Origin of the sequence: Dyadobacter sp. CY347, assembly GCF_021502655.1 — a bacterium.
In the GTDB taxonomy this organism is placed as follows: domain Bacteria; phylum Bacteroidota; class Bacteroidia; order Cytophagales; family Spirosomataceae; genus Dyadobacter.
The window spans coordinates 633,155-647,206 of record NZ_JAKFFT010000002.1 but is presented as its reverse complement, the minus strand read 5'-3'; the positions used below and the strand labels follow the sequence as shown (position 1 = coordinate 647,206).

The following is a 14,052-nucleotide window of genomic DNA, read 5'->3' as shown; positions in this document are numbered from 1 at the left end:
ATTAGAGCCACTCGGAATCCAGGTTAACCCCTACCCTGAGCGCTTTCAACCCGGTAACGCCCTGCAATTCTTCCAGATCGAGGAATTCAAGGTCATTATTTAAAGTCTTTTTTTCCTGTAAATACCGGACATAGCCAACATATTCTTCTGCGGATTTACTATTAAAATAAACCAGCGCTATTTTCCCGGGCTGCGTGAGGCGTTCGCCACTTCCTTTAATATGTACTTTATCAATACGCTTTTTAATGACCTGATAACGAATGTTATACGCGCCTTCCACATCAAAACGCCGTTCGTCGTCGCGGAAACTGATGTCAATGCTGCTGGAATGGATGAAAATCAGCTGCGTGGTTTGCAGCGGCTTTTCCATCTGCGGAATAAGCGAATTGGTGATCTTTGAAATGGCGGCCATGGAAGTCAGTTGCCAGAGCCGTATGTTTTTGAGATACAGTTCACTAAATTTCTTTTCCGGCTCGATCGACTGGCCTATATAAATGTCGTATTCGATTCCATCCGTCCTGAATTTTTCAAAATAGCAGGGGTAAGACTGCTGAATTTCCTTTCTGAAAAGATCCAGATAAAGATTTACGGATGAATTGACCTTTTGCATGGAGGCTTCCAGCGCGCGCCTGTTGGAGTAAGCAGCTCCGGTGTGTTCATCTGTTATCTCAAAATACTTGTCGATAACATCTACCAGCTCCTCATTTTCGTCATCCGTTACGCCTGACGCCGATTGAAAAACCCGCGCATCTTTAAAATGTATGAGAAACGGATGTGCCTCATATTCAAGGAAATCCCGGACGCGCATTTCGTCACTGTCCGTAGAATCGTTGTCGATTTCTTCGATCCATTTTTTGCATTTATAGATCATCTCATCGGCCAGCCCGAATCCCAGTTTCTGCTTTAAAATCGTAAAGGTTTCTATCAATAAATCAAATTGTAAGTGCAAATCATCCCTCAGCGCAGCATTTCTTTCCAATGTGGAATTCCTGATATCAATGGCCCCGTACAAGGGGTAGACATTCCGGAATTGTATCGTTTCTATGGTCGGGGATGGCATTTTCAGCGATTTGTCACGCAGATAATGCCACGCCGTTTCCCGGAAACGCCATTGCACCGCGGGCTGTAAGGATGTAAACTTTTCCCGTATCACATTGTCGATCTCCACATTGAATTCGTCAATGTAGTATTTCATCATCTGACCGATGAAGGGCAGGGCCGCATCCAGCCGCGCGAGCACACGCTCATCAATGGCTTTTTGCGATTTGGAATACACTTCAAGCACTCCAATGGCTTTGCTATCGTAGTATACGGGCAGCAATGCATAAGATTCAACACCGTCGGCTTTCAGTGTCCGGATAAAATCCATTTTGCTTTCATCTTCCAGCGCCAGATTTCTCATAAACACCACCTTAGGAGCCTGGAAATACTGGTTGGCCATGGACAGATACATATCCTCAGCCTTATTATCCTGAAGTGCCGCGGTCATGAGCTTACTATAAAGCACAGTGCTGCGGTCGAAGACGAGCTTATTGTTTACGCGGAGCACGGGCAGTAATCCAAAATCAATGTCTGAATTACAAGCGAGCATTTTCAGCGCATCCGTCACATTCCTGAAATAGGTGTTGGCGTCGTAGGAAGCCCGGTCGAGGATTGCGCTTTTGATATTATCGACTGCATGCTCTGCGGTCACATCCGTGAAAGTGATCACGGAAAAGCCTTCAAACCGGAACATTGTCAACGGAAGCAACCGGCTCAATACATCAATATCGTTGGATTCCTGCAACTCCTTCCGGATTTCTTCCACATCGAGTTCCGGAAGACTTCCCTTGGCATATACGTCTGCAAACCGGGTGTCCAGATTTGCCCGGTAATATCGTTTCAAACCGGTCTTGTCGTCGTTCAGCGCAATGATCAGGTCATTTTCGTGCATTGGCGGAAAATGGTAAAGCCTTTCGAGAATAAACGAATACAGCTTTTTCATTTTCTGCTTCACATTGATCACGGTTTTATCCGCAATCTCGCACCGGACACAGCCGGAATTGTCCGTCATCAGCTTATAAAAGCCTGACGTGCCGTAAAATACGACCGGACTTACAGGCGTGCTCAACGCCCAAAAAACTTCATCTTCGTTCGTAACGGGTGGCATCAGCATGCCGTAAACCAAACTTAATTCTTCTCTGAAATCTGCAATGTTGTTGATATCAATATCTGCCGAGAAAGCCGGATTCGACCGCAGCCGGTCCAGCACCATGGAGAAGAATGTTTTTTTGACTGTTTGTTCCTGTCCTGCTTTCTCTTCCAGAAAATTTATAAAATTCCTGAAAGAGATGGAAGAATCGATTTTCTGGAGACCGTATGGTGCATCTTGGATTACATCAATAATCGTCGGTTCCATTATATTTTTTTTTAAAAAGCGCTCACTTACTGACGGTTGCCAAAAGTCCGCGTTTTTTGTTAAACTCCAATGTTAAATCTTAATTACTCTTTTAAAACAGGCTCCTTAACCTTCTCTGTGGCAGATGGTTTAATGATCATCCGAAGCGATTGATCCTTAGTAAAATAAGCCACCATCCAGTTATAAAGCGTCTTGATCCGGTTCCTGTGGTTGATCAGCGAAACAAGGTGAATAAACAGCCAGGCAAGCCAGGCGATCACCCCTTTGAAATGCAGCTTCGGCGACGGCATATCCACAACAGCCTTGGCACGACCGATAATGGCCATTGAGCCTTTGTCGTGGTATGCAAATGGCTTTAACGGCTGATTTTCGACCATTCTCCTGAAATTCTCTGCCAGTGTTTTGCCCTGTTGAATGGCAACCTGCGCAACCTGGGGATGTCCGTTCGGGAATTTTGCATCTGTTTGCTGTAAGCTTGCATCGCCAATCGCGTAAATGTTGTAAGAGCCGATCAGCTTATTGTAAGCATCCACTAGCATTCTGCGTCCGCGACCGTATGATTCGGGCGGGATACCCTCAAAAACTTTACCTGTCACTCCTGCTGCCCAGATCAATGTTTTAGCCTCAATGCATTCTCCTTCGCTGAAACACACCTTATCGTCAACAAAATCGGAGACGTGGGTGTTCAGTTTTATTTTCACACCGAGCTTTCTTAAAGCCTCGTAAGTATCTTTTTGTGAAGCTTCGCTCATGGGGGAAAGCAATGCATCGCCGCCATCGACCAGGTAAATTTCACTTCCTTTTCCGGCCAGATCGGGATATTCTTTTCTCAAAATCCCGTTGCGCATTTCAGCGAACATGCCGGAGATTTCCACACCCGTAGGTCCGCCTCCGGCGATTACCACGGTTAAAAGCTTTCTTACTTCTTCGGGATCATCTGAAATGGTGGCTTGCTCCATCTGCTGCAAAAGCCTGTTCCGCATACCAATGGCATCCTCCACAGTCTTCATGGGTGTAGCATTACGCTTGACATTCTCCATGCCGAAGAAATTCGTTTCGGCGCCGGTGGCGAAGACGAGATAGTCATATTCAAGCTCCCCGTTTGAAAGGATGATCTTATTCTCCGTGGTTACGACACTTTGCAGTTCGCCCAGCCGAAATGAGAGATTTCCTTTTCCCCTGAAAAGCTTGCGGAATGGATAACTGATGCTGGATGGTTCCAAAAACGCCGTAGCGACCTGATAAATCAGCGGCGGGAAGAAATTATAGTTGTTTTTATCGACGAGTGTTACTTCAAACTTATTGCTCTTGGCCAGATCAAGTGCCAGGTTCACACCGGCAAACCCTCCTCCTACGATTACAATTTTCATAATTCTTACTGTTTATTAGGGGGTATTGATTTTAGTTTTTGTGCCGTGCTGATCGGCAAACAGTCTGCAAGCTTACCCCAAGTAAGATTATCAAAAGAGGCACGCTAGGCCAGGCTGTCGGTCATTTTTCCCGATTTTTTTAAATATTTGATATAACCATAAACCAGGCCGAGAAAAACACCTATGCCTATGAAAAGCTTTATACGCGTGTCGCTGTCCGGTGTCAGCTCGGGATATCTGAACAAAATAATGGCCGTGATCCCCATTAACCAGACGTACAATGTGTTATATTCCTTTAAAATCCATCGCTTATAATTAAAACGCATATCATTGAACGTCTCCGACATGCCGCTAAAATTGATGATCCACCGGTTCACTTTCCTGCAATAATTGTCAAAATCAGCCCCGAACTTGTTGCGTAAGAAGTTCTCCTCCGCAAGCACGATCGCCTGATATATGAACAAAAATGACGGCATAACAATGCCCACATATACCAAAGAATTCGACAAAATCCCTACGCCCAGCAACATTAGGATATTTCCAACATAAAGCGGATTCCGGCAATGCTTAAAAATTCCTTCGGTTACCAGCTTTTCGGCATAAACTCTCCTGTCGCGGCCGCCGCGGATAATGTAAGCAAGGCCAATAGTTATCCCGCGGATAATTTCACCTGAAAAAGTCACTAACAGGCCCAGAATGATTGGAAACAGATAATATTTCTCTCCAAAGTGCTCCGGTTTGAACAATAAGGGCGAGGGCAGAAATAACAGCAGATAAAGAAAAATGAATAAAATGTTCCTGAACCTGAAAAAGAAATTACCAATTGTGACCATCATTTTTTATAAGCGATTAGACCTGAAAAATTATACCATTTGAAGAAAGTCTCGCAATCTCCAAAGCCCGTTTCTTTCAATAAAAGCAGGTTTTCAGACAGCTTATATGGTATGAGAACGTTTTCCAGGGCCTCCCTTTTCTGCGAAATTTCCATCTCGCTGTAATGGTTACGGCGCTTATAATTGTAATAATATTTGATAAAATCACGATTGAAAACCGTGCTTTCAGCAAGCACTTTTTCCACTAATAACAACACACCTCCGGGGTTGAGCCCTTCGTAAATGTTGCGTAACAATCTTTCCCTGTAAAGCGGTCTAACAAACTGCAAAGTGAGGCAAAGGATCACAACGGAAGCATTCTGAATGGGCAGCTTCTCGTGCAAATCACCTGTTACGAGGTCGTATGGACGCACGAAGTTGGCTTCCTTTAACTTTAAATCACATTTTTCAAGCATTTCGGTCGACTCGTCGATCCCGATGAACCGGATATCGGATGGGATCAGCTTGTCCACTTCTATCATCGTGGTGCCCGTAGAGCATCCCAGATCGTACACGAAACTTCCTTCTTTGACGTGATCCGCCGCAATTTCTCCCAGCATGCGCTGCATTTCGTTGTAAAACGGGACTGATCTGCTGACCATGTCATCAAAAACTTTTACAACTGTTGTCCCGAATTTAAAATCCGACACTTTGGTAATTTCATCTTTGAAAACATTGTCCTGTTCGGGTTGCGGTGTTTCTGTCATACTAGGTTAGGTTATCCGGATTCTGTGTTTTATTAAAGTGATCAAAAATCCTGCCATCAGCCAATTCAAGGCATTACCACAGAATCTGTGCTCAATTTTGACAAATAAAACATAAAATCAAGCTACTAACAGCATTCCCCAAACATTTTTGCAACTCATACGGGTTTAATCCGCTGCACAACCGTCTTCCCTGTTGCCGTCTCAGTTCCTTTCAGTTCGATATACAGTACGTTGGGAGACCAGAATGTCCCTCCGTCGATCCGGATAAAAACGCGGCTCAGGATACATTCTTTTTTATTGATATTTGCATAAACATGATACTCGTTGTTTCTGTCTTTCCTCAGATAAAGCGGCAACTTCGAGTAAGCCACAGACCGCAGCTCGTAAGTAGCGTTTCCGATCGACTTGGAGTTGATCCCGTATGCAAATTTTCTTTGCAGGTAATTCAGATCCTTTTTCTCGCCGCCATCAGCATACTTCATCCAGAAGGCATCAACAGGGCTTTTCTGACTTAGCCGGCCCTGTTCGTCCATGTTAAGGTGGTAAATAATGGTATTCGCATTGGGATCACGCTGAATGTAGAAAAGTAATCCGGGGATATTCTTTGGTACGGGAAATTCGTCGGGCTCCGCAACGGAGGCTTTTGAATTTTTATTTGCAGAATGACTTACTGAATACGAACACAGCAGCAGGCTTAAAGCCAGCAATATACTAACTGCGTTTTTCATGACTATTGTTGAGTACTATTACTATTGTTGAGTCTATTGATAAATTGCCTGGGCAATCATTTCACGGTCACATTCTCCATATTGAAGCACTTCATCGACCATTGCGGCATTACCCGAAAACGGCCCGGATGACTGGATTTTCAAGGTAGCCATGGCAGCCCCGAACTCACCCGCTTCCTGAATGTCAGCTCCCTGTATTTTTTTGCTCAGATAACCCGCCATGTAAGTGTCCCCGCAGCCGGTCGCATCCACGATCGCCGTTGGCTTATAAGCCGGAATCCTGAAAAAATCATTGTCTTTATAGATCAGTGAACCTTTACTGCCCAGTGTGATGATCACTTCTTTTACACCAAGGTCCGCCAAATATTCAGCGCCCTTGCGCACGTCGCTGGTGCCTGTCACGACTTCCATTTCGAACTCATTGGCTTTGAGGATCGAAACATGCGGAAGTGCTTCTTTTTTATCGGCCCAGTCTTTATACAAAACCTTCTGGTCTTTTACATATCTTAAATAACCCTGAATGTCTAACGAAACCGTGCCTTTTGCAGCCAGCGATTTCAACAGATCCACAGTAATATCATCGGAAAGCAAAGGACCCAAATGAAATATCCTCGACTCAATGTCAGGCATTTGCGCCGTGGTGAATGGTGCGGCTTTGTGCAGCACATTCTGCTCGCGGTGGTCCTGATTGGCACTGTAGATATTTTCAAAATACACCGTGTATTCACTCGGTTGGGAGAAAACCTGAATGTTTTCGTCCCTCAATGCAGATACAATATGGTTTTCTGATTCTGCCAGCGCCGTTACCAGCATGTAGTCCATATCGAATTGGCGCAATGCCTTCGAAAAGTAGAACGACGTGCCGCCAGGCATATATTTGACAGACTGGGCAGTTACCACTTTATCCAAAGTAATGTGCCCTATGGTACAAATGTCGTACATCTTTTTTTTCAATTTAATTTTATCAAGGCTTGTGTCCGTGCCCGATAAAAGTTGACAACTAACCCAAAATTGTAATTGTATCCGCTATTTGGGCAAAATCGGTAATCTCAACATCCGCATCCGAAACTCTAAAATCCGTGTCGGCTTCATCCCATCCTTTCACATTCAGCCAGATCGTTTTACAGCCTAATGACTTGGCCGGCTGAATGTCCTTGGAGTAAGAATCCCCGATCACGACACATTCCTCAGGAGCCAGCGCCAACTGGTCAATTCCGAGCTGGTAAATTTGCGGGTTGGGCTTCCGTACGCCAACAACGGCAGATTCAACAACAGCCTGGAAATAATCGCTGATTCCAAAATCCTGCAAAACAGCATGAATGTTTCCATAAAAATTAGAAACCATCACAAGCGGGTATTTTTGCGCGAGTTCGGCCAAAACCGGCGCGGCTTTTTCAACAGTAGTGTGCGCAAACTGGTTACATTCGCTGGCAATTGTCTCAATCGCTGCATCATTTAGTTCAAATCCTTTTTCTTTCAAAAAGCTGAATTGCTGCTCCACTTTCAGAAACAAAACATCATAAAAAACGTGATGCGGTTCAATGATCGGTTTGATCGCCAGTGCTCTCTCGCCGTATTTGTATGCCTCTGCAAATGCGTCCCGATCCACATTTACCTGGTTACGCTGGTAACTCTCCCACAAAACATTAGCCCAATGCAGGCCGTTGGTATCGATCGTACCGCCGTAGTCAAATAAAATTCCTTTAATCATAATCGTCGGCTTTCGCCAGTTACTCCTACCGGAACAGGTTTCAGATCTTCTTCCGGAACCTCCCCGCTTTTATTCACTTTATTGTTTTTACTCTTTTTTGTAATTAATGCTAGACCAATGATGATCCAGACAATTTCCCGGATCCGCATGACGATGCCGATGAAAATTCCTTGTGATGCCGCAAATCCAACGCTGCTTAATGCTAATGCAAGTCCGCCTTCCCTTGTTCCAAGTTGCATCGGGAAAAAGAAAATCAGGTTGGCAAAGAGCGATGATCCCGAGCTGATGATCAGCGATTCCGACAAAGACATTCCTAATCCAATCGCCAGCGCGGTAAAGTAAATTTCTGCGCAGCCAATGACCCTTGCCGTGAATTCATAGAACAATGACAGATAAAAAACGTTTCTCCTTTCGGCATATAAAATGCGGATCTGCTCGTCGACTTCGTATAATGTTTCCGCATTTTTTAAAGCAAATTCCCTGGCTTTGGTTTTTACAAAAGGAATTTTTTCCAAAAGCTTGAATGTGCTTACTGTAAAGCCTTTTTTGTAAACATTGATAAACCAATAACCCAACACTAATCCCGTCACCAATAAAATCCCGCAACCAACCAGCATTACATTATTCAATGGCACAACAGCCACGATCAGAACGATGGAAACCAGCCAGAAAATCACGTGCGAAAACATGTGCATCAAGCTGTAAAGCAACACCGAAGAAGTGGCTTTCTGAATTCCTAATGCAGGTTTCAGCTCCAAAATCCGGTAAGGTTCTCCTCCTAATGCTACAAATGGCGTAATGTAATTGATCGCGTATCCCGAGATGGTCAGCTTCAAAACAGACCGAAACGAAAGATTGCTTTCCGGTAAATTCGGCTCCTTAATAATCGATCGAAAAGCAAGCGCATTCAGGACGTAAATCACCAGCCAGCTCCCGATCACCGGGATGAACCAGATGCCTGTCCTGTTTATATTTTCCCAAATCACAAGCGGCCCCGTGCCATAGATCATATATCCAAGCGACAGAATGCCTATGGCCATGAAAAGGGCTTTATACGCCTTGGAATTCATTCGTTTTGATCTTTTGATAAAAATAACGGCTCACCTTTTCCTGGTTCACGATCATGTAGATCAGGATGGGGTTCAGAACAAACATATCGAAGAAGAAATAAATCCACGATTGGTCCAAAAACAGCCAAAGAAACAAGAATAGCACCCTTGTATTGAACTGGACAATGTTGGTATACTTCATCAACGGCCTGTTATGCGCCCGGAAATCGGTAACCAGATCTGTCGGTAAGCCTGTTTTATATTTTTCACGAACCAAACCCAGCAACTTTTGCAAATTTGGAGAGAAACTTTCCTGTAATTTGGTGTAATTCAAATAAGTGCGGGCAATGAATTTCATTCCAAAGTTCTTGCTCCAAGTAAGGCTATCATATTCAGCTTGCAGATCACGACTGTTATCCAGCTCGCTCCCCGACGTTCCTTTGATAAAAAACAAATGCACATTCCGGTAATAATCCGCCATTGCAGATTGCACCACGTGCGACGCCCCTGCGAGCACACCCGGCACCCAGATCCAGGCGCTCCAACCCTCGTTCATGCTCCTGAGGCAGATCGCAATGTGAATGGCAATGAACCAGAAATCACCCGCAGCGCCATCCAGAATCCGTCCCAACCGGCTCTTGTCATTTGTCATCCGCGCCAGCTGACCATCCGCGCTATCCAGCGAATTGGCAAAAACAAGCAGCAACATCCCGATCACATTGATCCACAGCTCCTGATAGTAAAACAGGATCCCGGCTGCAACGCCGAAGAAAATGCTGATAATGGTCACCGGATTAGGCCTTAACCCTATCTTGGCGCAAAATAACGCGATCTGATAGCCGATGGGCCGGTAAAACCAAATGTCGATCTGCTCTTCCGTATCATTGGATTTGAGCGAGCTCTCGAATGCCGAAGGCTGTGGCTCTGAAACGGCGTTTTGCTTTATAACTGGATCCATTAATTGCTTTTTGTAAATTTTTCGTAAATCATCCGGGCAATGTGTCCTGCGGCCTGGTCGCGGCATGGCGCGAAACTGGGCCAGTCATTTAAGTCGATAATGCCAAAACTGCCGTCCTTGCCAATAATGGCATCGCCTCCGTAAATATCTATTCCAACTGCTCCGGCGGCTTCCGTTGCCACACTTTTCAGCTTGTCTGCATCGAATGGATAGTAAGCAGAATTGCCATTAATGTTTTGATATTCAACATATTTATGATGGTTGTTATCATATGGATAAAACCAAAAGAAAAAGTCTGTTCCGCGCACGCCGTAAAACTTCACCAGGTCACCGATCAAATGTTTGCTGATCACCGCGTCCGGAATATCCCGCAACGCATATTCGCGCAAAATATCCCTGGCTTCTTCGCGTGACGCAGCAAATGAAACGTCTTCCTTATGGATTGCATGAAAATCGCCTCTTTTGATCCAGTAACCTTTTCCTGTAATCGCATCGAAAACTTCGTCACCTGCATAATCCGTCGGCACGATGTAACTCTCAGCAACCGGAATGTTGTTCAGGTTTAATGCGTTGGTCAGGTTTGTCCGAAAGCAATTTTCGATGCCAAATGCTGAGTTAATAACCTCTGCACCATTATCTTCCAAAGCCTGCAACTTTTTAACAACTTCTTTCTGGCGGGCCATCGTGAAGATCTTTTGTTCAGCAATGTCTTCGTTTTTCAAAAAATCATCCTCAAAACTGATCCGCACTTTGCATCCCATTTTCTCTAATTCCTTTGCTGTCAAAGAAAAAATCGCATCATCATTTCCAATGTGGTTAGGCGAGAACTTACGGTTCCGGGGAACGCCCAATATATTTAATTCACTCATTTACGCTGCGGCAGGTTAAAACGCTCCTGCCTTTATTTGGTGTCAGTTACTCAATTTATTTTAATCTAAACAGCCGTTTCGGGGCTCAAAAAAAGCTCGGCTGTTTTAATGTCCTGCACGTGGTCCACATCCACGATCTTCGAAAATGGATATGCTTTCAAATGAATGCCGCTTCCCAGTAACTGGCGCTGAAAATTGCGCATCCGGCTCACACCGCCATTCACCGCCTCACTTACCAGACCAATCGCATCCTTTCTCAGGCAATAAATCCCGCCCGAGACGAAGTTCGTTTGCGTTGTGTTTTGATCCGTGAATGCGGTAATGTTCTCCACTGCGTCAACGGTTACATATAAAGGACTTTCGTCGTCAATGAAGCTCGTAACGGCCATTAGCCCGCCCAGCTCCTCATTTTCTGCAAATTCTTGAATGTAGGCTGTGAATTCTTCTTCTTTGAAAACAGTGTCGGTTGTCGTCAGGCAAATCGCTTCCAGTTCAGGGTCGCTTCCCAGCAGTTCATAAACGCTGTGCAGCGAACTCGGTGTTGATTTTTTCACGATTTGAATCGGCAATGTCAGGCTCAGGTCGGACAAGTGACTTTCCAGAACGGCGGATTCTTCATTGATAATGATCATGATCTTTTCGGCATTGTTGCGCATAAAGATCCCTATCAGCCTGTCTATCAGCATTTCCCCATTCAGCGTCACCATTGGTTTGGGGAGCTTGAAGCCCTCTTGTGCCAAACGTGATCCTTCTCCGGCCGCTATGATTGCGTAATTCATATATAATTGGTGTCGTGTCTTTTTATTCTCTTAAAAATCAAGCCTGAACCTCGCCCTGATCCCCCACTCCGAAACATTCGGATTGTCGAGATAGGTAAAACGTTTCACCAGGTCCACTCTCAGCAACTTGAAAATGTTCGCTACACCCACACTTCCCTCAATGTAAGGCTCACGCGACAATGTATAGCTGATCGGTTTACCATTCTCATCCACCGGAAAGCGGAAAAGTCCGGGGTTATTCGCCGGGTTGTTTTCATCCCGAAGTCCGCCCATCAGACCTTTGAAACTGAAAACTTCTCTCAGTTTCAGTTTTTTCAACAATGGTATTTTATTGAAAAGAAACCCGTTCATGTAATACTGCACATCCAGACTGGCATAATGATCGCTCACAAATTCCAGGAAGTTCATCAGGTTATAGCTGTTGAGCTGGTAAGCGTAAGTCTGGTTGGCGCGGTGAATGGTAAGCAGCGGAAAAAGGACTTTATTCCCTAAAATGTAACTCCCCTCGGCCGTCACATCCGCATAACCAAACTGTGACAGGTAAACACGTTTCGCAATGTTCGCAGAAACATTATGATAGCGGTTCTGACCTTCAAAAACTCCCTTCAAACCTGCATTATAGCGCACGGTGAAAATCGGATATTTGTTAATGATCGGCGTGCGATACAGTTTTCCCTGATAATATTGCTCGTGCGGTGCATAGCGCAGTTCCAGGTTCGCTTCTGTGTTGCTCAACGCGCCTACGTTCTCTATAACACCTTCATTATTAAGCTTTTCGTATCGTAAAATTCCGGCTGGTGTTTGTCTCCAATTGGTAAAACCAATTTTGTAAGAAAAGCGGCTTTCGAATTCGCGCACATATTCCAGCTTGTACACATCATTGTAAAGCCAGCGGTTATTATCGCCTCTTTTGAATGACAACAGGAAGTTGTCTTCCTGCACAAACTGCAAATCCTGACCCGGGATCTTGGTGTCGCGCTGATAACTTGCGCGGATGTAATTGAGCGGGAAATGGTAAACGGATTTGTTATTGAAAGAATAAGTGCCGCTCAGAAAATACTTCCACTTCTGATCTTTAAAACCATAAGCTGCATAAGTTTCCAGATAAAAGCGTTTGCTAAAATCCGTGGTCGTCCGTCCACCGAAACGCAGCCTGAAACCTTCCACCGGGTTGAAACTGTAAAACGTATTTACCGGCCCAACTTCTACTTTACCAAACGACTTGTAACCCGACAGCAAAAGTGTAGCAATGTCCATCGTGCGGCGAAAAGATGGAATAGTTTGAAGCGTATCCACATTTCTGTAAATGTTCAGCTCCATTTTTTCCAGAGGCAAGTGCCGCGCACCAGCCCAGAACGCTTCGCCTGCATTCGCGCTTGGGTTAAAGGCAACTTCTTCCCTCGGCCCGTTGTAAACGCTGTCCGGCCGGCTTTGGTTAATGGTGTAGTTTTTGAAATTCACCACGCGCTGACCGTAAAAACCTGCATTCTTCTCGCCCAGTGCGAACTCCATGCCCAATGTTGTTTTTGTCGGGTGATAGCGGCCGTCAGGTCCTTTTTCGTATTCCAGACGTGCTTCGAGGTCACGCATGAAATTGAGGTTAATGTCTTTGTTAACTGTTAAATAGGCATTTTGAACCCCATAATTTCCATCCAGTGTGATAAATAGCTTGCCTTCAAAAAGCATGTCTGTTTTATTTCTTGGGACAAAACCCAGTTCAACCAGCCAAGGCGTTTCGGTCTTGATCGTATCGCGGATGAAGAACTTGTAGAATGTTGGGGCCGAGTTCGCGATCGGGCTTAATAAAAGGTTCGTAGCAATGGAAATGTCGTTTTCGTAGAGATTAACATCTTCATACAAGCGGTTGAAATAAGCGCTCAAACCGTCATTATCCACAAATTTTGCGTCAAATTCTGCCCTTCTGTTGGCCAGCACCCATTGCTTTTTGGTATAAGGATTTTTTCTGAAATAAACCTGCGAAAGCTTTTCCTGAATGTAGGCAGGCAACATATTCTTGCCACCCATTGCCGTCGAATCCTGATCTTCAAAAAGGAATTGATAGTTCTTGAAAATGCGTTTCTCTTTGAAATTATCAGACAAATTGCTCAGCGCGAAAGATATCTTTTCATATTGCTCGTACTCAACGAAGTCACTGGCCGCCATTTTGTTCTGGTCCTTGTGCGCGATTACTTCGCGGATCAGCTGAACAGCCGGATTATCCTTGTTTCTGTAACGTCCCCTTCCTTTAATGGTCACTTCTTTCAACATTGAAGCATCCACTGCCATTTTCACATTAATCACCTGATCAACGCCTGGCGTGATTGGTTTTTCAATGCTGAGATATCCTACGTATGTGAATTTTACGGTTTTGTAATCTTCACGCAATGTCATCGCGTATTTTCCGTCTGCATCGGAAGCTGTTCCCATGGTTGTTCCCGGGATGAGTATGGACACAAAAGGCAAAGTTTCGCCTGTTTTTGCGTCGGTAACGGTTCCTTTAATTGAGGTGCTCTGCGCTATGGCCGTTCCCGAAACGATCTGTACGAGACAGATCAGCAGGAAAATTTTTAACCATACCGACTTACTTATTGTTTTCATTTTTTGAACGTCG

General features: G+C 44.8%; 12 protein-coding genes. All 12 read right to left on the bottom strand.

Features of this window, described 5'->3' with window-relative positions:
* Position 1 precedes the first annotated feature (1 nt).
* Positions 2-2,398, bottom strand: coding sequence for a GAF domain-containing protein (locus L0659_RS03510; RefSeq protein WP_235124235.1), 2,397 nt, complete (start codon positions 2,396-2,398; stop codon positions 2-4).
* Positions 2,399-2,481: 83 nt separating this feature from the next.
* A complete protein-coding gene (locus tag L0659_RS03505; RefSeq protein WP_235124234.1) occupies positions 2,482-3,768 on the bottom strand; it encodes an NAD(P)/FAD-dependent oxidoreductase in 1,287 nt (428 codons plus the stop codon).
* A gap of 104 nt (positions 3,769-3,872) precedes the next feature.
* Positions 3,873-4,604, bottom strand: coding sequence for an isoprenylcysteine carboxylmethyltransferase family protein (locus L0659_RS03500; RefSeq protein WP_235124233.1), 732 nt, complete (start codon positions 4,602-4,604; stop codon positions 3,873-3,875).
* Complete coding sequence (gene cmoA / locus L0659_RS03495; protein WP_235124232.1) at positions 4,601-5,347, bottom strand: carboxy-S-adenosyl-L-methionine synthase CmoA; 747 nt, start codon at positions 5,345-5,347, stop codon at positions 4,601-4,603. Before cmoA ends, L0659_RS03500 begins: the two co-directional genes overlap by 4 nt.
* Before the next feature lie 155 nt (positions 5,348-5,502).
* On the bottom strand, positions 5,503-6,075 hold the full coding sequence (locus tag L0659_RS03490; protein ID WP_235124231.1) for a DUF4833 domain-containing protein: 573 nt from the start codon (positions 6,073-6,075) through the stop codon (positions 5,503-5,505).
* Between the two features lie 33 nt (positions 6,076-6,108).
* Complete coding sequence (locus L0659_RS03485; protein ID WP_235124230.1) at positions 6,109-7,017, bottom strand: PfkB family carbohydrate kinase; 909 nt, start codon at positions 7,015-7,017, stop codon at positions 6,109-6,111.
* A gap of 58 nt (positions 7,018-7,075) precedes the next feature.
* Positions 7,076-7,786, bottom strand: a complete 711-nt coding sequence (locus tag L0659_RS03480) for an HAD family hydrolase (RefSeq protein ID WP_235124228.1) — start codon at positions 7,784-7,786, stop codon at positions 7,076-7,078.
* On the bottom strand, positions 7,783-8,856 hold the full coding sequence (locus L0659_RS03475) for a lysylphosphatidylglycerol synthase transmembrane domain-containing protein (RefSeq protein ID WP_235124227.1): 1,074 nt from the start codon (positions 8,854-8,856) through the stop codon (positions 7,783-7,785). Before L0659_RS03475 ends, L0659_RS03480 begins: the two co-directional genes overlap by 4 nt.
* Positions 8,837-9,793: a CDP-alcohol phosphatidyltransferase family protein gene (locus L0659_RS03470; RefSeq protein ID WP_235124226.1), complete on the bottom strand. Its 957-nt coding sequence runs from the start codon at positions 9,791-9,793 to the stop codon at positions 8,837-8,839. Before L0659_RS03470 ends, L0659_RS03475 begins: the two co-directional genes overlap by 20 nt.
* Entirely contained in the window at positions 9,793-10,662 is an 870-nt protein-coding gene (locus L0659_RS03465; RefSeq protein WP_235124225.1) for a hypothetical protein, read from the bottom strand. The genes L0659_RS03470 and L0659_RS03465 overlap by 1 nt, the downstream gene beginning before the upstream one ends.
* Before the next feature lie 65 nt (positions 10,663-10,727).
* Positions 10,728-11,441, bottom strand: coding sequence for a sugar phosphate nucleotidyltransferase (locus tag L0659_RS03460; RefSeq protein WP_235124224.1), 714 nt, complete (start codon positions 11,439-11,441; stop codon positions 10,728-10,730).
* Positions 11,442-11,471: 30 nt separating this feature from the next.
* Positions 11,472-14,039: a DUF5686 and carboxypeptidase-like regulatory domain-containing protein gene (locus L0659_RS03455; RefSeq protein WP_235124223.1), complete on the bottom strand. Its 2,568-nt coding sequence runs from the start codon at positions 14,037-14,039 to the stop codon at positions 11,472-11,474.
* Between the last annotated feature and the right edge of the window lie 13 nt (positions 14,040-14,052).